The sequence below is a fragment of the Arthrobacter sp. TJ-254 genome, from assembly GCF_058269175.1.
This window is the reverse complement of record NZ_JBZCNF010000004.1, coordinates 41,684-61,874: the sequence shown is the minus strand read 5'-3', so window position 1 is coordinate 61,874 and position 20,191 is coordinate 41,684. Positions and strand designations below refer to the sequence as shown.

Here is a 20,191-nt window from a genome sequence, read left to right as displayed (position 1 = left end):
TATGCGACGCACCGGCACCTTCACCACCGCGAACCCATTGAGCAGAAGGCGAGAAGACCATGCCCACGACCGTCACCGCAGCAGTGGCCCGGATCGGAGAGCGCGGCTTCTCGATCGAGCGGCTGGAACTGGAGGACCCGCGTCCGGATGAGGTCCTCGTCCGCTACACCGCGGCCGGCCTGTGCCAGACCGACCTGGAAGCCGCCGCGGGTCGTCTGCCCACCCCGCACCCGGTCGTCCTCGGCCATGAGGGTGCCGGTGTCGTGGAGGCCGTCGGCTCCGGGGTCACCGGCTTCCGGCCCGGCGACCGGGTCGTGCTCAGCCTCGACTCCGACGGCACCTGCCGCAACTGCCTGGCCGGGCAGCCTGCCTACTGCGAGCGACACGTCCCGCTGAACTTCGAGGCCCGCCGCGCGGACGGTTCGGTCGGACTCACGGACAGTGCCGGGCCGGTCCATGATCACTTCTTCGGCCAGTCCTCCTTCGCCAGCCACGGCCTCGCCCACCCGCGCGGCCTGATCAAGGTGGACGACGACGTGCCGCTGGCGACCCTGGCCCCTCTCGGCTGCGGCGTCATCACCGGCGCCGGAGCGGTCTTCAACTCCCTCCGGGTCCAGGCAGGCAGCACTCTCGCCGTCTTCGGCGTGGGAGCGGTCGGACTCTCCGCGCTGATGGCGGCCGTCGCCTGCGGCGCCACGCGTGTCATTGCCGTGGACACCAAGCCCGAACGCCTCGCACTGGCCAAGGAGCTGGGTGCCACCGACCTGGTGGACGCAGTAACCGCCGACACCACCGAGGCCATCACCGATCTGACCGGCGGACGCGGGGTCGACTACAGCGTCGAGTCGACGGGCGTCGTCGCGGTGATGAACACCGCCATCGCCGCCCTCGCCCCCCTGGGCTCCGCCGCCATCCTCGGTGTCGCCGCCCTGGACGCCACCTTGCACGCCAACATCTTCGAACTGCTCAAGGGCCGCACCATCACCGGCTCGGTCATGGGACACCAGGCCCCCGGTGTCCTCATCCCCCGCCTGCTCGGCCTGCACCGCCAGGGCCGCTTCCCCTTCGACCGCATGATCAGCACCTACCCGCTGGCCGACATCAACACCGCCGTCGCCGATGTGAAGACAGGCGGCACCGCCAAGGCCGTCCTCACCCACGCGGCCTGACCGAAAGGCCCGACTCTCGCGCTCACTGCCGCCCCCGCCACCGACGCCGTCGCCCAGCCCCGGGATTAGCTGTAGCCCCGAGAGGGTGCACCCTGCTCAGCGGCGCTTGAGCATGCCAAGTGGCGGTTGGCACTCCACTGCGCAAAAGAACCGAGCGCCTGAACCAGGTGTCTCGAGCCGCAATGTCACCGAGAAAGGTAGCAAGAGATGCTCACCACCTTCAGATCCCCCGAGCTGGTCGAGTTCGGCCAAGGGGCCAGCGACCGGATCGCGGACATCTGCGCCGCGGTCGGAGTCGCCCGACCGTTGATCGTGACCGATGCGTTCATGGCCGCAAGCCCGTTGCTGAAGCGACTCACCGGCCCCCTCGACGCCGCAGGCATCCAGTACGGGGTGTTCAGCCAGACGGTCCCTGAGCCGACGACCGACTCCATCGACGCACTGCGGGCCCACTATGCGGACGGGACCTACGACGGTCTCATCGCCTTCGGTGGCGGCAGTTCGATGGACTCCGCCAAGGCGCTGGCCATCATCGAGGCGTACGGCGGGACGTATGCCGACCATGTCGTTCCCAACACACCCGATGGCTCGGTGATGCCGATCATCTGCGTCCCGACGACTGCCGGCTCGGGCTCCGAGGTCACCAACGCGTGCATCCTCAAGGACTCCGCATCCGGTGAGAAACTGGTCTACCTGGGCCAGGCGTGTGTTCCGCAGGTCGCGCTCATCGACTACGAGTTCTCGCTCGGCATGCCCGCCAAGCTGACCGCGTCGACGGGCATCGACGCGCTCTCGCATGCACTCGAGGCCTACACCTCGACGGGCGCCAACCCGTTCAGCGATGCCATGGCGCTGAGCGCCCTGGCGCTGATCGGGCCGTCCTTGCGAACTGCCGTGCGAGAGCCAACGAACCGGGCTGTGCGTGAGCGGATGATGGTCGGCGCGACGCAGGCTGGCTACGCATTCACCAGCGCCGGCGTCACCCTGGTCCATGGCATGACGGCGCCGGTCGGTGGGCTGTTCCACATCCAGCATGGCGTCTCCAACGGAATGTTCGCGCCGACAGTGCATGAGTGGTCCGCCGAGGCGTCGGTCGCTCGGTACGCGACCGCAGCGCGCGCCCTCGGCTTCGCGGACTCGACCGTCGGTGACGAGGAGGCGGCAGCAGGGATCGGCCGGGCGCTGCGTGCGCTGAACCGCGATCTCGATCTGCCGTCGTTGCAGGAGTATGGCGTGGACAAGGAGCGCTACCTGGGGATCCTGGACTCGATGGTCGAGCAGGCCTTCCTGACTGGAGGGCCTGGACTGAACCCTCGAGTTCCGACACCCGATGAGATGCGGGACCTCTACCGCGCGGCCTTGAGCGACTCGTGGGACTCCGCTGCCTGACGCGTGATCGACGAACAGCGCGAGGCGGTCGTCCCTGACTGCCTCAACCTCCGGACCAGCAGCGGTCGCACGACCGCTGCTGGTCCCGAGCGGGCTGTCCTTCAGGGCGTCGACCAACTCCGCATCCCGCATCCGTCAGGGCGACGTAGATCGGCTCGACTGCGAGCTCCCCCGCGCTGAACGACCCGCGTTGGAGCGGCTCGGGATCAGCCGTGGCGGACGCATCGCTCGTGACCCCGAACCAGGGATCAGCCCGTCCTCAGCAGTCCGTGCGGCTCCGCCGTCGAGCTGCGGTACTCACCGGGCGTGCAGCCGTATGTTGCCCGGAAGAGCCGGTTGAAGTGAGGGGCGTCGGTCAGCCCATGGCTCGCAGCGATGCTGGCGCCAGAGTCGGGTTGACGAAAGCACGACGGATGCCTTCCAGACGGCGCTTGCGAATGTACGCCGCGGGCGTCTGATCCAGCTGGGTGAAGACCTTGTGAAGGTAGCGGGGCGAGATTCGATGCGCCTGGGCGAGACTCGTGGCGGTCAGTCCGGGATCCGAGAGGTTGGCATCACAGTAGGCGAGCAGGCGGTCGACCATTGGGATGGGCAGGTCGATGGGCCCGGCGCCGAGCTCCCCGAGGACAAGACCCAGAAGGTCTGCCAGCACACCTGCCAGCCGGTCGCCACCGTCCGGGACGCCGGTCGAGCCGATTCCTTCGGGCATGGAGCTGAGGAAGGCGGCCACCATCCGTGCGGTGCCTCCGCTCGTCGGCAGCCGTCGTGCCGTCGCCAGCTTCATCACCCCACGAGGTGCCGCCACCATGTGTCGCGGGACACCGATGACGATCAAGCGATGGTCACCGGGAAACGTGAGCTCGTAGGGGCGTGAGGTGTCACAGAGCACCAGATCGCAGGGATCCAGCCGCGTGCTGCGGCCGTCCTGGTCGATCACCGCCCTACCGGACGCTTGGAATGCCAGCTTGCAACACCACAAGCCTTAAAAATACTGGTCAGCGCTAGAAGGACACTGTCTGGGGTGCCGAGAGCCGACCGAGTACACCGTCTGTTTCGCAGGTTCTCCCCTGGGCCGATCCATCGAATCAGGTTCAGCCATCCTCGACGGTGATAGGGGCGCGCGCAGGAATTCCTCGACTTGTTTCCCGGCACCGGGGACAGCATGTCCTGAGGGCAGCCGCCCCCCAGCGCGGGTCGCTTGAACTCTGCCTGCGCCCGCTTCGTGACCCGGTGCGGAAGCATGTCTCGCGAAGAGTTTTGCCAATTCTTTGCCAATGAGACACCGCTGGGCAAAGCGAAGGCCCCTACTTCCCAGCAACAGCGGGGGAGTAGGGGCCTTTTCAGTTGGCGGTGACGGTGGGATTTGAACCCACGTTGGCTTTTACACCAAACAACATTTCGAGTGTTGCACCTTCGGCCGCTCGGACACGTCACCAACGCCGCTACTTTACCGGGTTTGGCGCCCAGTGCCCAAACGGGCTCCGGCCGGCGTCCGCGAACCCCCGAATCCGGGCCTTCAGAGCTCGATGACCTCGTTCTTCCCTGGGTCCGGCTTGTGCCCTGTGACGAGGCCCTTCACCGTTTTGACGACGGACACGACCCGGGGGGAGTCCATCGACCAGTACTCCGCCGAATGCGCGTCCACTTTGATGAGGGAGACGGCCGGATCGTCCCTGCCGTTCTCGAACCATGCCGAAACCGACGGACCCCAGAGCTCGTCGATCTTCGCCTGGTCGCGGCTGAGGGTGGCGGTGCCTGCGATCGAGAGGTAGCCCTTCCCGGTGCTGATCGACACGTTCACCTGCGGGTTGGCCCGGATTTCGTCCGCCTTGGGTGAGGGGTCCTCGGTGAAGAACCACAGGTCGCCGTCGAAGTCCTTCCCATGCACCGCCAGCGGGCGGCTGACGAGCTGGCCCTGCAGGTTCGTTGTGGTGAGGATCGCGATGTCCGCCTTGTCCAGGATCTTCCTCAGTTCCTGCATGCCGTCCTGCTGGGTATCCATCGGTGCTCCTTGCTTCTCGGAGGGCTTCTTGGAGGTGCCTGTCCATCAAGCCTAGGCATCACAGTGCGGGGGCGGAACCCGTTCGGTGGCTTGCGAAAAAGTCCTTGAGCAGGGCCGCACACTCGGCCTCGCGGACTCCGGGGAACACCTCGGTCCAGTGGTTCAACCGGCGTTCCCGCAGCACGTCGAACACCGAACCTGACGCTCCCGCCTTGGGATCCCATGCACCGAAGACCACCCGAGGAATCCGGGCGAGCACCGAAGCGCCGGCGCACATGGCGCACGGCTCGAGGGTGACAACCAGGGTGCACCCCTCCAGCCGCCAGCCGCCCAGCACTGCTGCGGCCTGCCGGATCGCCTGAACCTCCGCGTGGGCGGTCGGATCTCCGAATTCCTCCCGCTGGTTCCACCCGGTGCCGAGTACCTCGCCGCCGGGCCCCACCACGACGGCGCCGATCGGTACATCGCCGCTGGCGCCCGTGCGGGCTGCGGCCTCAAGCGCCAGGCCCATCCACCGCTCGTGGGCGGAAGCGGATCCGGGAAGGGAAGGGGTCATGATCCCAATGGTACTTTTGACCTATGCGCGTACTGGTAGTCGACCATCCCCTTGTTGCCCACAAATTGACCGTTCTCCGGGACAAGCGGACGTCCTCTCCGGGGTTCCGCATGCTGACCGAAGAACTTGTCACCCTGCTCGCCTACGAAGCGACCCGTGACGTTCGAGTGGAGAAGGTGACCGTAGAAACACCCGTCACCAGCGCCGAAGGCACCGGACTGGTCAAGCCCACGCCGCTGGTTGTGCCGATCCTCAGGGCGGGCCTGGGCATGCTCGAGGGCATGACGCGCCTTGTGCCGACGGCCGAGGTCGGGTTCCTCGGCATGGCACGGAACGAGGAGACGTTCGAGGCAATCACCTACGCCGAGCGGCTACCCGATGACCTGACCGGGCGGCAGGTATTCGTACTCGACCCCATGCTCGCCACGGGTGGGACGCTGCGCGAGGCAATCAAGTTCCTGTTCAAGCGCGGAGCGGCCGACGTGACCTGCATCTGCCTCCTCGCCGCTCCCGAGGGTCTCGCGGCCCTGCAGGAGGAACTCGAGGGCAAAAACGTGACGATCGTACTCGCCTCGATCGACGAGCGATTGAACGAAAAGTCCTACATTGTGCCCGGCCTGGGCGACGCCGGTGACAGGCTCTACGGGATCGTCGGCTGATCGCGGCGCGCGAGCGTAACGTACTCCACGAATGTTGAGTTCCTTGTTACTTGCGAGTAAGGGATTATTGCGTGCAATAATTTGGAGCGTGAACACCAACTCAGGAGCATCTGCAGCCGCAGCTCTCGCCGCGGGCCCCGCGCACCGCGTGGGATTCCGCAGTTGTCGAATGCACGCGTAACGGTTCTACCCCAACCTAAATACGCATTCCCCGGATCGCCGACGGGAACCACTTAGATCTCGTTCAGACCGGGCGCCCCAGCATTCGCGCCGTCAATACGGCGAATCACATTGAGGTCGTTTTCATGTCAGTTCCATCGGGCTACGTCCATATATCCCTGCGCACTCCCCAGAACCGTGGCGGCAGTGCCCTCAGGCCGCAGTACGGGCAGGGGCACTCTACCTACGCCCAGGCGGCTGCTCCATCCTTCGCCCCGCCTGCCCACCGCCCCCTCCAGTCCGTCGGCGGCACCAAGCACCCAATCACCGCGCCCACTCCTGTGGTGACGCCCAACGGGATTCCCGGTCCCCAGGCCGTTTCCGGCGACACGAGCGCGCGGGGCTTCGTACTCTACGTAGCCCTCGACGAGGAAACCGCTGCTGCCAACGGGACCACCCTGTCTCGCCTGGCACAGGACGTGCGGGCCTATGTCCGTTCGATCGTTCCCACGGCGGAAAGCCACGCAGCAGTGGCCCTCGCGCCGGCGGACGCACCCGGAAGCGACATCGACGTCGTCCGCGCCGCGCTCGGCGATCCGACGGTGCTGCGCCGTCCCCGCACGGACCACCAGCATCCCCAGCCCGGTGCGGCGGCCCGCCCCAGCGGAGTCCTCATCGACCTCTCCCGCCGTGAAGTGCACCTCGACGGAGAAGCGCTGAACCTCACGTTCAAGGAGTTCGAGCTGCTGAACTACCTCGTTGAGAACGGGGCCCGGACTGTGTGCCGCGAGGAACTGCTCTGCGGTCTGTGGCGCAACGTCGACGAGGTGCCCAACGAGCGCACCATCGATGTGCACATCCGCAGGCTGCGTTCCAAGCTCGGGCGCCTGGCCAACACCGTGCGCACAGTACGCGGGCAGGGCTACCGCTTCTACGACCACCCCGAAGTTGTGGTGTGGGCAGCACCTGAGTACTCGATCTAGGACGCCTTCCCGGGCCGATAGACTTCAGCCCATGGCAACCGATCACCTCAAGCGGCTCATGCTGCTGCGCCACGCGAAGGCCGAATGGCGGGCAGGAGTGCCAGACCATGAGCGCTCACTGAGCACCCGAGGGCACCTCGACGCCCCGCTCGCTGGTCGCTGGATGGTTGACAACGACTCCGTCCCGGACCTGATCCTGTGCTCCACGGCGCTGCGCGCGCGGCAGACGACCACGTGGGTGTGCAAGGAGCTCGGGGACAAGGCGCCAACCCCAAAGCTCGAGGAGGGGCTGTATGCGGCCCGCCCCGAGGAGATCCTCGCCATCATCAATAATGTTCCGGCAACGGTCACGAGCCTTCTCGTCGTCGGGCACATGCCGGGCGTCCAGGACCTCGCCATGCGCCTGGCGTCGGTCGACTCCGACGAGGACGCCGTCATGGAGATGGCCACCCACTATCCCACCGCCGGACTCACAGTCCTCAGGCACGACCGCGACTGGGCCGAACTGGACGGACGGGATGCTGCCGTCACCGATTTCGTCGTGCGCAGGGCCTAGTTGTGGGCCTAGTTGTACATAGGGCTTAGAGCCCGTATTTCTCGAGTAGGCGCAGCCAGACCTCGCTGACGGTGGGGTACGGCGGTACTGCGTGCCAGAGCCGGTCGAGCGGCACTTCCCCTACGATCGCGATTGTCGCCGAGTGGAGCAGTTCAGCGACGTCGGGTCCGGCGAAGGCGACGCCGACGATGACCTTCCGGTCCTCGTCAACGACCATTGTGGCCCACCCCTTGTAATCGTCCGAATGGATCTGGCTCCCCGCGACGGTGATGGGGAGCGACGTCTCGGAGGTGCGGATGCCGTCGGCGCGTGCCTGTTCCGCGGTGCGTCCGACCATTGCGATCTCCGGATCGGTGAAAACCACCTGGGGGACGGCGTAGTGGTCGGCCGTGGCTGTGTATTTGCTCCACTCGGGCGCCGTGTCGCCGAGCGTACCGGCTGCACGCGCCACAATGGCATCGGAGGTGACGCGGGCCTCGTACTTGCCCTGGTGGGTGAGCAGCACCTTCGCAGCGGCGTCACCGACCGCATACAGCCAGTCTGCGCCGACAGCGCGCCCGGTCTGGTCGAAGGACAACGTCTTGGGATCAATTCCCAGTTCCTCCAAGCCCAGTCCCCGGGTGTGCGCTGTGCGCCCGGTCGAGACCAGGAGCTTGTCCGCCCGGACGTGCCGGTTTCCGGAGACCGTGAGGATGAACCGTCCGTCGGGATCGAGTTCGACCGACTCCGTTGAGGTGTCGGTGAGGATTTCGATGTTGTCCCGGCGCAGTCCCTTCTCCACCAACTTAACCGCTTCGGCCGGGTAGTTCCCCAGGACCCGGTGCCGCGCCACGATTGTCACCTTCGAGCCAAGGCGCGCGAAGGCCTGGGACAGCTCGACTCCCGAGACGCCGCCACCGAGCACTGCGAGGCGCTCCGGCACTTCCTTCGCCGAGGTCGCATCGCGGGTGCCCCAGTAGTCGAGGCCGGCAAGCCCCTTGATCGGCGGCTCGTTCGGCGTTGAGCCGGTTGCGAGGACGACCACATGGCGGGCGCTGATGCGGGTGACGCCGTCGTCGTTCGTCACCTCGACCTCGCGCTCCGCGCTGATGCGGGCCGAGCCGCGCACCAGGCTGATCTTCGCGCCGTCGACCCAGCTCACCTGGGAAGCGTCGTCCCAGTTGTTCGTCATTGTGGTCCGCCGCTCAAGGACCTGCTGCACGTCGAGCTTGCCCGTGACGGCTTCGCGCGCGCCGGCAACCGAACGTGCGCGGTTGAGGACCGAGCCGGAGCGCAGCAGTGCCTTGGAGGGCATGCATGCCCAGTAGGAGCATTCACCTCCCACAAGCTCCGATTCGACAAGCACCGCCTCCAAACCCGCGGCCACAACCCGTCCGGCCACGTTTTCGCCCGCGGCGCCTGCGCCGATCACAATCACATCGGTTTCCCGTGCTTCGCTCATGTGCAGAGCTTTCCACCTGCGCCGGAACGGGGCAAGAGTCCTTGGGCCGGGCACCGGGGAACGGAAGGGAGGTCCGGGGGTGCCGAGACGCTGGTGTTCACGGCAGGTGGCGGGAATCTGCGCGCTGGCGTGGGAATTCGTCGCCGGGAGGCGGCGGCCCTGCCGGGCCGGACCGAAGCCTGCAGCCGCGGCGAATTCCTCGACCGCGGGGGTTTGTTAACGGAACTTTACGGGCTGCGCCCGCCGATCCGCTTCGGCGCACAGCGCTGGCCGGTCCGCCACCGACGAGGAGCAGGGTCCACGGGCGAAGGAGCACCGTCCACGGACGGGAGCGGAAAAGAAAAAAGGCCCCGGTCGGAACCGGGGCCTCTTTCACATCGATGTGCGCGCGAAGGGATTCGAACCCCCAACCTTCTGATCCGTAGTCAGATGCTCTATCCGTTGAGCTACGCACGCATCCAATAAGCTCTTCCGGCGTTGCGCCTTCCGTCTTACCAGCGGGCCGTTTGGCCGTAGACAACTTTACAGGCAAAAAGCATCTGCGCCTAATTGCCTCTAAGGCCCCACGTGAACTAGACCGGTCTATGTGACCTTTGTCACTTAAACGAAGCAAGGGCCGGGCCAATTCCGTGCAGTTGCAGTGTTTTCCCTCGAGACGCCGCACCCCACACGGCAAAAAAGCCGCCGGAGCCCCGGTTCCGCCGCCTTAGCATCGATACACACCATGCACCCAACGAAGGGAACAGTAATGGGAGATTCCGTGCGCCAGAAGGTTGACGGTAATTTCGGCACGGCCGACCAGAGTCCTGCTGCCGCGGTGGGAACCGCCGGCACAGCGCCCACCACCCACGCTCGCCTGCTTGCCTGGGTTGAGGAAGTCGCGGCGCTTACACAGCCGGACAGCGTGTACTGGGTCAATGGATCGGAAGAGGAAAACCGGGCGCTGACCGATGAGCTGGTCGAGGCTGGCACCCTGGTCCGCCTCAATCCCGAAACCTTCCCCAACTCCTTCGCGGCGTTTTCGGACCCCAAGGACGTCGCCCGTGTCGAGGAGCAGACCTTCATCTGCTCCGAGGACGAGCGTTCGGCCGGCTTCACCAACAACTGGATGGATCCGGGGGAGATGAAGAACAAGCTGCGCCTGCTCTTCAACGGGTCGATGCGCGGCAGGACCATGTACGTGATCCCATTCGTCATGGGACACCTCGACGCGGAGGATCCCAAGTTCGGCGTCGAAATCTCCGACAGCGGCTACGTCGTCGCCTCCATGCGCATCATGGCGCGCATCGGGACCGACGTGCTCGACCGGATGACCGAACTCGACGCCGACTTCGTCCCCGCACTCCACTCCCTCGGCGCGCCCCTTGAGCCGGGCCAAGCGGACGTACCGTGGCCCTGCAACGACGATAAGTGGATCGTCCACTTCCCCGAGGAACGCTCCATCTGGTCCTTCGGCTCCGGTTATGGCGGCAACGCGCTGCTCGGCAAGAAGTGCTACTCGCTGCGGATTGCCTCGGTGATGGCCCGCGACGAGGGCTGGCTCGCCGAGCACATGCTGATCCTGAAGCTCACCTCGCCCCAGCAGAAGAGCTACTACCTCTCCGCGGCCTTCCCCTCGGCCTGCGGAAAAACCAACCTTGCCCTCCTTGACCCGACCATTGAAGGATGGAAGGTCGAGACCCTGGGCGACGACATCACCTGGATGCGCTTCGGGAAGGAGGGTGAGCTGCGCGCGGTCAACCCCGAATCGGGCCTGTTCGGTGTGGCTCCTGGAACCGGCTGGGAGACGAACCCGAACGCAATGCGCGCCATCGCCAAGGGAAACTCGATCTTCACCAATGTCGCCCTGACTGACGACGGCGGCGTGTGGTGGGAGGGAATGACCAAGGAAGTGCCCGCCCACCTCACTGACTGGCGGGGCAACGAGTGGACCCCCGAGTCGGGGGAACCTGCCGCGCACCCGAACGCCCGGTTCTGCACGCCGATCGACCAGATCGATATGCTCGCCGAGGAATACTATCGACCCGACGGCGTCGAACTCTCGGCCATCCTGTTCGGCGGGCGCCGCAAGACCACGGTGCCGCTTGTGACGCAGTCCCGCAACTGGGCGAACGGCATCTTCATGGGCTCAACCCTCTCCTCGGAGACGACCGCAGCGGCGGCCGGGCAGATCGGGCGGGTGCGCCGGGACCCTATGGCGATGCTGCCGTTCATCGGCTACGACGCCGGGGACTACCTCAAGCACTGGATCGCCCTGAGTTCAAAGGCGAACCAGGAGCGGCTGCCGAAGATCTTCCTCGTGAACTGGTTCCGGCGCACCGCCGACGGCGGGTTCGCGTGGCCGGGATTCGGTGACAACTCGCGTGTCCTGAAGTGGGTTGTCGAGCGCATCGAGGGAACCGCCGACGCCGTGGAGACACCCATCGGCTTCGTCCCGACCCCGGATGCCCTCGACCTCACCGGCCTCGACATGACCCCGGCCGAGGTTGAAGCCGCGGTGCACGTCGATTCCGCTGAATGGGCAGCCGAGCTTGAGGGAATCGAGCAGTGGTACGAGCAGTTCGGCGAATCCCTTCCCGAGGAACTCCGCGGGCAGCTCAACGAACTCAAGGAGCGTTTCACTGTTGGTTGAGTTTCACGGCCGGTTGAGCGCCAAGCAGCTGAACTGAGCGTGTGAACCGGCCTTAGGGCCGGAAGGCGGGTGGCCCTTCGTAGGCGGGGCCGCCCGTCTTCCTGCGTGCTAGTCGGAGATGTCGGCGACTGTCGCCGTGAGCTTGCGGATGAGGGTATCGGCGTCGAGGAACACAGCCGTGTCGAGAGCCCCGCTGCCCATGCCGATGCGGCGGCCAGCGAGGCGTTCATCAATGAACACCGGCCACGGCGTGGTGCTGCCGAGCGGGGTGATGGTGCCCCGCACATGGCCGGTTGCCTCGAACGCGGTTGAGGCCTCGGGCAGCACCAGCTTGTTCACCCCCACGACCGTGCGGAGCTTGGGCCAGGAGATCTTGCGGGTGACGGGGATGAGGGCAAACAGGAACGTTCCGTCGTGGCGTTTGACGACCATTGACTTCACGAAGTTCGACCGGTCGGCCGTGTTTGGGTCAATATCCGAGCGGGCGATGAACTCCACCGGGATGCCGCGCGCCGCGGCATCGGTCTGAACGCGTTCGAGCCCCGTTTTCATTCGACCATCCTAGGGGAGCACGCGCGGCCCCAAGGCAGATGTGCCGGAGAGTTACTGGCGCACCAGCGCCAGGACCCGGTCCACGATTTCCTTCAGGGTCTGCGGGTTCACCGCTTCGGCGTTGAGGCGCAGGTACGGCTCGGTGTTCGAAGGCCGGAGGTTGAACCACCAGTCGCCGTTGTCCGCGGTGAAGGTTTCCCCGTCGAGCCGGTCGATTGAGACGCCGTCGACTTCGAATTCCTCACGCACGCGGGACACCGCGGCCGGCACGTCGGCAACCCTTGAGTTGACCTCGCCCGAGGAGAAGTACGGCTCGTACTCGCGGCCAAGATCCGACAGCGGACCATCCTGCTCGCCGAGCGCGGCGAGCACGTGCATCGCGGCGAGCATCCCGGTGTCGGCGTTCCAGAAATCCCTGAAGTAGTAGTGGGCCGAGTGTTCGCCGCCGAAGACCGCGCCCTCATCGGCCATGACCGCCTTGATGAAGGAATGGCCGACGCGGGTCCGGACCGGCCGGCCACCGGAGCGGGTGACGAGTTCGGGCACCGCACGGGAGGTGATCAGGTTGTGGATGATCACCGGTTTCTCCTCGCCCGCGGCCTGGGCGCGGGCGATTTCGCGCCGGGCGACCATCGCCGTGATGGCACTGGGGGAGACGGGATCGCCCTGTTCGTCGATGATGAAGCAGCGGTCGGCGTCGCCGTCGAACGCGATGCCGATGTCCGCTCCATGGGCGACAACCGCTGCCTGGAGGTCGCGCAGGTTCTCCGGCTCAAGCGGGTTGGCAGGGTGGTTGGGGAACGAGCCGTCAAGCTCGAAGTACAGGGGAACGATCTCGAAGGGCAGGGCAGGCAGCAGGCGGTCGCCCAGCACCGCAGGGGTGGTCAGCCCGGCCATGCCGTTGCCGGCGTCGACGACGATCTTGAGCGGCCGCGACGCCGAGAGGTCGACCTGGGCACGCAGGAAGCGGGAGTAGTCCTCGAGGACGTCGAGCACGCTGATCTGTCCTGGCCGGCCAACCGAGGCAATGAAGCCGCGCTCCAGGTATTGCTCGGCAAGGGACTGGATTTCCTTGAGGCCGGTTTCGGAGGAGACCGGAACCGCGCCCGGGCGCGTGAGCTTCATCCCGTTGTACTCGGCCGGGTTGTGGCTTGCCGTGAAGGTCACGCCGGCGGCGTTGAGGGTTCCGCTGGCGAAGTACAGCTCATCGGTCGAGATGAGGTCGAGCAGCACCACGTCCGCTCCCCGGCGGGTGGCGCCCTTCGCGAACGCCTTGGAGAACTCGGGCGAGGAGGGCCTCATGTCGCCGCCGACGAGGACCGTCTGCCCTGCGAGGCCAAGCGAATCGACGAAAGCCGCCCCAACCGCCGTCACGGTCTCGACGGTGATTGTCTCACCCACGATGCCGCGTACGTCGTAGGCCTTGAACGATGCAGAGAGATCATAGGTACTGTTCACGCTCGCAGTCTATCTCTGGCTCCCCGGCCTTTGTCTCCCCCATTGTGCATGCCGTGGGATATCCCCAAAGGGGCCCCGGCCCGGAAAGAGGGGGTGCCGGCTGGGATACTGGGGTGCATGGCCGAGACAACCACCCTCAGTGATCAGGCAACAGCAATCCTCCGCACCCTCGTCGGCAGGGAGGATGCGCGTTTCCACGACGGGCAGTACGAGGCGATCGAAGCGTTGGTCGAGGGCGGTCGGCGCGCCCTCGTGGTGCAGCGGACCGGGTGGGGGAAATCGGCGGTGTACTTCGTCGCGAGCCTGCTGCTGCGTTCGCGGGGAGCGGGCCCAACCCTTATCGTTTCGCCGCTGCTGGCGCTGATGCGCGACCAGGTCGCCGCGGCCGCCCGCGCAGGGGTGCGGGCCGAGGCGATCAACTCGGCGAACCAGACCGAGTGGCAGGAAGTGACGGCCCGGCTCGAGGCAAACGAGGTCGACGTCCTGCTCGTCTCGCCGGAGCGCCTCAACAATCCAGCCTTCCGGGAACACCAGCTGCCGGAACTGATGCGCAGGACCGGCCTGCTGGTGATCGACGAAGCGCACTGCATCTCCGACTGGGGCCACGACTTCCGCCCCGACTACCGGCGGCTGCGCGAACTTATCCGTTCCCTCCCGGGTGGGGTGCCGGTCCTTGCCACGACGGCCACGGCCAACGCCCGTGTTGTCCGCGACGTCGAGGAGCAGCTTGGCACAGGGGGCACCGACGTCTTCACACTGCGGGGCAAGCTTGCCCGCGATTCGCTGCGCCTCGGGGTCCTCCGGCTGCCCAGCGCCCGCTCCCGGCTCGCCTGGCTGCTGACCCACCTCGACTCGCTGCCCGGCAGCGGCATCATCTACGCCCTGACCGTTTCGGCCGCTGAAGACACCGCGCGCCTGCTGCGCGAGCACGGGCATCCGGTGCGCGCCTATACCGGACGCACCGACCCTGCCGACCGCGAGGCGGCCGAGGCGGCGCTCAAAGCCAACGAGGTCAAGGCGCTCATCGCGACAAGCGCGCTGGGCATGGGCTTCGACAAGCCCGACCTGGGGTTCGTTGTTCACCTCGGAGCGCCGTCGTCGCCGGTGGCCTACTACCAGCAGGTGGGCCGCGCCGGACGCGGCACGCCCAACGCCGACGTGCTGCTGCTTCCCGGCCCCGAGGCCCGTGACATCTGGGAATACTTCGCCACCGCCTCGATGCCCTCGGAAGACGCCGCGCACCGCGTCCTCGAAGCCCTCGAACCCGGCACCGTCCTCTCCACCCCGGCGCTCGAGGCCCGGGTCAACCTGAAACGCTCACCCCTTGAGCTCCTGCTCAAGGTCCTCGACGTCGACGGTGCCGTCCGCAAGGTCACCGGCGGGTGGGAGAGCACGGGAAATCCGTGGACCTACGACGCCGACCGCTACGGCCGGATCCGGAAGGCGCGCGTCGCCGAGCAGCGGGCGATGCTCGACTACGAAAACACGGCCGGCTGCCGCATGGAGTTCCTCGCTCACGCCCTCGACGACCCCGCCGCAGCCCCCTGCGGACGCTGCGACAACTGCGCCGGAGCGTGGTACTCCGACGACGTCGCCCACGAAGCCTCCGACAGCGCCCAGCAGGCGCTGAGCCGGGTGGGCGTCGAGCTTGAACCGCGCGGCCAGTGGCCCTCGGGTATGGACAAGCTCGGCGTGCCGGTGAAGGGAAAGCTGAAGCCCGACGAGATCTCGGCCCCGGGCAGGGCGCTGGCACGGATGACCGACCTTGGCTGGGGTTCGGTCCTGCGCGAACTGCTCGCCGAGACCGCGCCCGACGCACCCCTTGAGCCGAACGTCGTCGAGGCCTGCGTGAAGGTGCTGGCCCAGTGGAACTGGGAAACCCGGCCGGTTGCCGTTGTGTCGATGCCCTCGCGCCGGCGCCCGGCCCTGATCGCGTCCCTCGCCCAGGCCCTTGCCGGCATCGGCCGCATACCCCACCTCGGCGCCCTCAACCTTCCGCACGGGTGGCCGGAGGGGCAGCCGGGCGGGAACAGCGCGTTCCGGCTCGCCTCCGTGTGGGACCGCTTCCAGGTCCCCGAGGAGGGAGCGGCGTGGTTCGCTGCCAATCCGGGACCGGTGCTGCTTGTCGATGATCTTGCCGACAGCCGGTGGACAATCACGGTTGCGGGAAGGGCGCTGCGCAAGGCGGGGGCGGAATCGGTGCTTCCCTTCACCCTGGCGCTGCGGGCCTGAGCCGTGCGTTGCGGGTTGCATTCCGGACCCGCAACGCAAAAAGACCCCCTATCGCTAGGGGGTCTTGACGCGGAGACGGGGGGATTTGAACCCCCGGTAGGCTTTAGGCCCACACTTCATTAGCAGTGAAGCCCATTCGGCCGCTCTGGCACGTCTCCAATGGCTATTGCTAGCCACCCAAGGTTACCCAGAAGGGCACACAAGAGCAAAACCGTTGACGCCCCCGGTTACAGGACGCCAGTCAGTGCCTTCCACAGGAACTCGAAGGTCATCACGTGCATCCGCGCCGCCTGCCGGTTGTCGGAGGCACCGGCGTGGCCGCCCTCGAGCGCCTCGTGGAACCAGACGTTCTTCACTCCCATCGCCTCCATGCGCGCCGCCATCTTCCGCGCCTGGACCGGCCCCACCCGGTCATCACTCGTCGCGGTCCAGATCAGGGTCTTCGGGTAGGCGACGCCCTCGCGCAGCAGATGGTACGGGGAGAACGTGCGGACGAACTCCCACTCTTCGGGCTTGTCCGGGTCACCGTACTCGGCGATCCAGGAGTAGCCCGCAGAGAGCTTGGTGTAGCGGCGCATGTCCAGCAGCGGGACACCGCAGGAGATCGCGCCGAAGAGCTCGGGGTAGTTCGTCAGCATGTTTCCCACGAGGAGGCCGCCGTTGCTGCGCCCCGAAGCGGCAAGCAGCTCCGGTCGGGTGACGCCACGGGCCACGAGGTCTTCGGCGACGGCCGCGAAGTCCTCGAAGGCGCGGTGACGGTTCTCCTGGAGCGCGGCCCGGTGCCAGCCCGGGCCGTACTCCCCGCCGCCGCGGATGTTCGCCAGGACGTAGACCCCGTGGCGGCCGTCCTCGGTGGTGCGCTCGAGCCAGCCGCGCCCGATCACGCCGCTGTACGCGGGGGTCAGGGCGTGCTCGAAGCCGCCGTACCCGGACAGGAGGGTCGGGTTGCCGCCGTCGAGCCGCAGGTCCTTGGCCGCCACCTGGAAGTAGGGCACGCGCGTCCCGTCCTTGGAGACGGCGAAGTGCTGCTCCACCGCGAACCGGTCCTCGTCGAAGAAGGACGGAGCGGCCTTCACCGGGCCGCTCCCGGCACCGATCGCGCCCCGGTGCAGCGTCGACGGGGTCAGGAAACCGGTAGCGATCAGCCAGTAGTCGTCGCCGGCGTCCTCGTCTTCGTCGTCAACCGCATAGGCGTCGACGGTGGACAGGCCGGGGGCGCCAAGGGGGGAAGCGGACCAGCCGTCGGCCGGGTCGAGCACGAGGATCTCCGATGAGACATCGCGAAGGAGGTTCACCAGCAGGTAGTTCCGTGTCCAGCTCCAGGACTGGAGGGAGGTCGCCGGGTCCGGGGCGAAGATCGTGGTGAAGGCGCGGTCTCCGGCAAGGAAGGCCTCGAGCGGCATCACCAGGAGGGATCCGCCCTGGTGAACGGCTCCGCCGACGGCCCAGTCGGTGCGCGGGCGCAAAGCGATCCACTCCCGGTGGAGGGAAACATCGACGTCGTCTGGCACATCGAGCTGCACCCACGCGTCACTATTGCGCAGGTGGGTGCGCCGTGAATAGAAGTCGATCGTGTCGACCGCGATGTCGCGCTCGAAGCCGGGGGTGGAGTCGTGGACGACAACCGCCATCATGTGCTCTTCGGGTATCTCGAAGTACAGCGGGGCGTCTTCGAGGCTTTCGCCGCGGCGCACGGTACGGACGGTGCGGGGGTAGGAGCTCGAGGTCATCGATCCCGGCCCGAAGTCGGTGGCGACGTGCAGGGCATCGGGCCCGGCCCAGCTGATCCGGCTCTTCGCCGTGGGGATGTCGAAGCCGTCCGCCACGAAGGTAAGGGAGTCGACGTCGTACTCCCGGTACCGGGACGCGTCGCCGCCGTCGGGGGAGAGAGCCACCAGGGCCCGCCGGTACGGTTCGCCCTCGGGTGGACGCAGGAACATTGACCCACCCCAGACCCAGTCAACGCCTTCGGCCCGGCTGAGGGCGTCGACATCGAGCAGCACCTCCCATTCCGGTTCGGGTGAGTTGTAGCTGTCCCACGTGGTGCGGCGCCATAGCCCCTTCGGGTTGGCGGCGTCGCGCCAGAAGTTGTAGTAGTGGTTCCCGCGCTTGCCCACCAGGGGAATACGCTCGGTGGAGTCGAGCACCGCGAGGATGTCCTGCTCGAGCTTAAGCAACTCCGGCGTGATGAGCCGGTCCTCGGTGACGGCGTTGTGCGACCGGACCCAGTCGAGCGGCTTGTCCCCGTAGATGTCTTCGAGCCAGAGGAATTCGTCGTCGGGGGCGTCCGAGTGCGGTGCCGGAGTGCTGTTCATTGGGCCATCCTATGCAGGCCCGGCCCGGCAGCGGGTGCAGGCGGTCCGTGCACGTTCGATAAGCTTGGCGGATGATCACCATGGAGGGCGCAGAGGTTGCCGTTATCGGCGGCGGGCCGCGCGGCACCTCCGTCGTGGAGCGGCTGATCGCCCGGTGGCGTGCCGAGCCGGTGCCCTCCGGCAAGCTGACCATCCACGTGATCGATCCGTTCCCGCCCGGGCCCGGCCATGTCTGGCGCACCGACCAGTCGCGGCTTTTCCTCATGAACACCCCCGCCCTTTACCCAACTGTGGTTCCCGTCCGCGGTGCCGCGCGCGAGGTCCCTGCCTCACGTGTCCCTTTCGACTTCGAGAAGTGGCGGAAAGCGGCGGCCGCCGGAGCCATCGACGGCTTGACCGCCGATGAGACGGCCGAGGCCGCACGCCTCGGCAGTGCCGACTTCCCCAGCCGGGCGCTGTACGGCAGGTACCTCGCCTGGGTCTACGCGGCACTCGCGGCGGATCCGGGCGAGGGCGTACGGGTGGTCCACCACGCCGATGAAGTGCTTGCGCTCACCCGGACCGGCCCGCGCTGGGACCTGACCCTCGGCGGGGGAACCCGGCTCAGCGCCGACGGCGTCGTCCTCGCCCTGGGGCACCTGCCGGCCCGGCTCAGCCCGGAACAGAGCGAACTCCAGGACGGCGCGGCCCGGCACGGACTCCAGTACTGGCCGCCGGCCGTCCCCGGCGACCTCGATTGGAAACGCCTTCCGGCCGGCAAGGACGTGCTCGTCCGGGGGCTGGGGCTTAACTTCTTCGACGTCATGATCCAGCTGTCCGAAGGCCGCGGCGGCAGGTTCACCGAGGGCCCCGACGGGCGCCTGAGCTACATCCCGTCCGGGAAGGAACCGCGCCTCATCGCCGCCTCCCGCAGGGGTGTTCCCTACCGGGCGAAGGCCGTCATCGACTCGTACGTGCCGCGCAGCGTCACCCTCCGGTACTGCACCCTCGAGGCGCTTGGTGCTTTCGCAGCCGCGGGCATCCAGCCCGGCTTCGACCACGACGTGTGGCCCCTGCTTCACCGCGATGTCATTGCCGCCTACTACTCCACGCTCGCGCGGGTGAAGCCCGAGGTGTTCCTGCGCCCCGCCCCCGCCGTGCTCGCCGAGCTGCGCGCGGCCCTCGACATCCCCGGTCCCGGGTGGCAGGCGGCACTCGAGGCGGCGCTCGAAGGCGCGCTGCCCGTGAAGCTGCGGCTCGACGTCGAGGCACTGGCCCAGCCGTTCGCGCGTCGGAGGTTCCCCGGCAGTGCGGCGTTCACCGCCGCCGTCATCGACTACCTTGACGAAGACGCCGCAAGCTCCGCCCGCGGGGAGGACGATCCGCTGAAGATGGCCATCGGCGCCCTCAACGCGGGCCGGTCGGTGATCAAGCAGGTGGTGGCCGACGGCGGGCTGACCGATGCGGCCTGGGACGCCGAGCTGCGCGGCTGGTTCGAACCGCTCGTCGAGGGGCTCGCCAGCGGGCCGCCGCCGCTGCGTATCGCCCAGCTCGCCGCCCTGGCCCGGGCAGGGCTCGTCGAATTCGTTGGGCCGAACCCCAAGTTCGGAATCGACCCGGATGACGGAATCTTCCGCGCGTCCTCGCCGTGGGTGGCGGGCACCGGTTTCACGGCGGGCTACCTCGTTGAGGCGATGATGCCGGCGAACCAGGTGTCAACGAGCCTGTCCGTGCTGCTCCGGCAGATGGTCGAGGAGGGCATTGTGCGGCCGCGGCTGCGCATGGCCGAAGACGGCGTGCCGGTGCTCTCCGCCGGCCTCGACGTCACGCTGCCCCCGTACCGCCCCGTGAGCGGCACGGGTGAGCCCCAGGCCAACCTGTACGTGCTCGGCCTCCAACTGGCGTCGGTGCAGTGGGGGACGGCGATCGCCGCCGAGGCCGGGGCTCCACTCGACGCGGGCGGACGTACCCTGCGCGACGCCGACGACATCGCCGCCGCGCTGCTCGCCTCGTTTCGGGCCCTGCAGCCCCGCGAAACCGCTGAACACCAGGCCTGACCCTTCCCAAATAGCAGATCACCACCCCACGGGCGTCCCGTGGGGTGGTGAT

16 protein-coding genes and 3 tRNA genes are annotated in these 20,191 nt (G+C 67.3%); 8 read left to right on the top strand and 11 right to left on the bottom strand.

Annotated features, from left to right (window positions below; genetic code table 11):
• Positions 1 to 59: 59 nt before the first annotated feature.
• Both AC4D14_RS11780 and AC4D14_RS11775 read left to right on the top strand, forming a co-directional pair.
• Positions 60 to 1,169, top strand: coding sequence for an NAD(P)-dependent alcohol dehydrogenase (locus tag AC4D14_RS11780; RefSeq protein WP_490902487.1), 1,110 nt, complete (start codon positions 60 to 62; stop codon positions 1,167 to 1,169).
• Between the two features lie 207 nt (positions 1,170 to 1,376).
• Entirely contained in the window at positions 1,377 to 2,558 is a 1,182-nt protein-coding gene (locus AC4D14_RS11775; RefSeq protein ID WP_490902485.1) for an iron-containing alcohol dehydrogenase, read from the top strand.
• 248 nt (positions 2,559 to 2,806) lie between these two features.
• Here the strand turns inward: AC4D14_RS11775 and AC4D14_RS11770 are convergent, their stop codons facing one another.
• The 5 genes from AC4D14_RS11770 to tadA form a co-directional block, all read right to left on the bottom strand.
• Positions 2,807 to 2,917 carry an AraC family transcriptional regulator gene (locus AC4D14_RS11770; protein WP_490903299.1) on the bottom strand — a complete coding sequence of 37 codons (111 nt, stop codon included), beginning with the start codon at positions 2,915 to 2,917 and terminating at the stop codon, positions 2,807 to 2,809.
• Positions 2,914 to 3,537 carry an AraC-like ligand-binding domain-containing protein gene (locus AC4D14_RS11765; RefSeq protein ID WP_490902484.1) on the bottom strand — a complete coding sequence of 208 codons (624 nt, stop codon included), beginning with the start codon at positions 3,535 to 3,537 and terminating at the stop codon, positions 2,914 to 2,916. Before AC4D14_RS11765 ends, AC4D14_RS11770 begins: the two co-directional genes overlap by 4 nt.
• 366 nt (positions 3,538 to 3,903) lie before the next feature.
• Positions 3,904 to 3,993: transfer RNA gene (locus AC4D14_RS11760), tRNA-Ser, on the bottom strand.
• An 81-nt stretch (positions 3,994 to 4,074) separates the two neighbouring features.
• On the bottom strand, positions 4,075 to 4,560 hold the full coding sequence (locus tag AC4D14_RS11755; protein ID WP_490902481.1) for a pyridoxamine 5'-phosphate oxidase family protein: 486 nt from the start codon (positions 4,558 to 4,560) through the stop codon (positions 4,075 to 4,077).
• 58 nt (positions 4,561 to 4,618) lie between these two features.
• Positions 4,619 to 5,116 carry a tRNA adenosine(34) deaminase TadA gene (gene tadA, locus AC4D14_RS11750; RefSeq protein ID WP_490902480.1) on the bottom strand — a complete coding sequence of 166 codons (498 nt, stop codon included), beginning with the start codon at positions 5,114 to 5,116 and terminating at the stop codon, positions 4,619 to 4,621.
• A gap of 23 nt (positions 5,117 to 5,139) precedes the next feature.
• On the opposite strand from tadA, the gene upp reads away from it, so the two are divergent.
• The 3 genes from upp to AC4D14_RS11735 all read left to right on the top strand — a co-directional run bounded on the left by upp (position 5,140) and on the right by AC4D14_RS11735 (position 7,473).
• Positions 5,140 to 5,775, top strand: coding sequence for a uracil phosphoribosyltransferase (gene upp / locus AC4D14_RS11745; protein WP_490902479.1), 636 nt, complete (start codon positions 5,140 to 5,142; stop codon positions 5,773 to 5,775).
• A gap of 305 nt (positions 5,776 to 6,080) precedes the next feature.
• A complete protein-coding gene (locus tag AC4D14_RS11740; protein WP_490902477.1) occupies positions 6,081 to 6,917 on the top strand; it encodes a winged helix-turn-helix domain-containing protein in 837 nt (278 codons plus the stop codon).
• 31 nt (positions 6,918 to 6,948) lie between these two features.
• Positions 6,949 to 7,473: a SixA phosphatase family protein gene (locus AC4D14_RS11735; protein WP_490902474.1), complete on the top strand. Its 525-nt coding sequence runs from the start codon at positions 6,949 to 6,951 to the stop codon at positions 7,471 to 7,473.
• 25 nt (positions 7,474 to 7,498) lie between these two features.
• Here the strand turns inward: AC4D14_RS11735 and AC4D14_RS11730 are convergent, their stop codons facing one another.
• Positions 7,499 to 8,914: a dihydrolipoyl dehydrogenase family protein gene (locus tag AC4D14_RS11730; protein WP_490902470.1), complete on the bottom strand. Its 1,416-nt coding sequence runs from the start codon at positions 8,912 to 8,914 to the stop codon at positions 7,499 to 7,501.
• A 383-nt stretch (positions 8,915 to 9,297) separates the two neighbouring features.
• Positions 9,298 to 9,370, bottom strand: a tRNA-Arg gene (locus AC4D14_RS11725).
• Positions 9,371 to 9,662: 292 nt separating this feature from the next.
• On the opposite strand from AC4D14_RS11725, the gene AC4D14_RS11720 reads away from it, so the two are divergent.
• On the top strand, positions 9,663 to 11,546 hold the full coding sequence (locus AC4D14_RS11720) for a phosphoenolpyruvate carboxykinase (GTP) (RefSeq protein WP_490902466.1): 1,884 nt from the start codon (positions 9,663 to 9,665) through the stop codon (positions 11,544 to 11,546).
• Between the two features lie 108 nt (positions 11,547 to 11,654).
• On the opposite strand, the gene AC4D14_RS11715 is transcribed toward AC4D14_RS11720, so the two are convergent.
• Both AC4D14_RS11715 and AC4D14_RS11710 read right to left on the bottom strand, forming a co-directional pair.
• Positions 11,655 to 12,098, bottom strand: a complete 444-nt coding sequence (locus tag AC4D14_RS11715; protein ID WP_490902465.1) for an aminoacyl-tRNA deacylase — start codon at positions 12,096 to 12,098, stop codon at positions 11,655 to 11,657.
• Positions 12,099 to 12,149: 51 nt separating this feature from the next.
• Positions 12,150 to 13,556 (bottom strand): phosphomannomutase/phosphoglucomutase, encoded by a 1,407-nt coding sequence (locus AC4D14_RS11710; protein ID WP_490902464.1) that lies wholly within the window; start codon positions 13,554 to 13,556, stop codon positions 12,150 to 12,152.
• Positions 13,557 to 13,673: 117 nt separating this feature from the next.
• Here AC4D14_RS11710 and AC4D14_RS11705 point away from each other — a divergent pair, with 117 nt between their 5' ends.
• A complete protein-coding gene (locus tag AC4D14_RS11705) occupies positions 13,674 to 15,788 on the top strand; it encodes a RecQ family ATP-dependent DNA helicase (protein ID WP_490902463.1) in 2,115 nt (704 codons plus the stop codon).
• Positions 15,789 to 15,858: 70 nt separating this feature from the next.
• On the opposite strand, the gene AC4D14_RS11700 is transcribed toward AC4D14_RS11705, so the two are convergent.
• A tRNA-Ser gene (locus AC4D14_RS11700) sits at positions 15,859 to 15,946 on the bottom strand.
• A 69-nt stretch (positions 15,947 to 16,015) separates the two neighbouring features.
• Positions 16,016 to 18,103, bottom strand: a complete 2,088-nt coding sequence (locus tag AC4D14_RS11695) for a prolyl oligopeptidase family serine peptidase (protein ID WP_490902461.1) — start codon at positions 18,101 to 18,103, stop codon at positions 16,016 to 16,018.
• A 71-nt stretch (positions 18,104 to 18,174) separates the two neighbouring features.
• On the opposite strand from AC4D14_RS11695, the gene AC4D14_RS11690 reads away from it, so the two are divergent.
• Positions 18,175 to 20,139 carry an FAD/NAD(P)-binding protein gene (locus AC4D14_RS11690; RefSeq protein ID WP_490902459.1) on the top strand — a complete coding sequence of 655 codons (1,965 nt, stop codon included), beginning with the start codon at positions 18,175 to 18,177 and terminating at the stop codon, positions 20,137 to 20,139.
• Positions 20,140 to 20,191 lie beyond the last annotated feature (52 nt).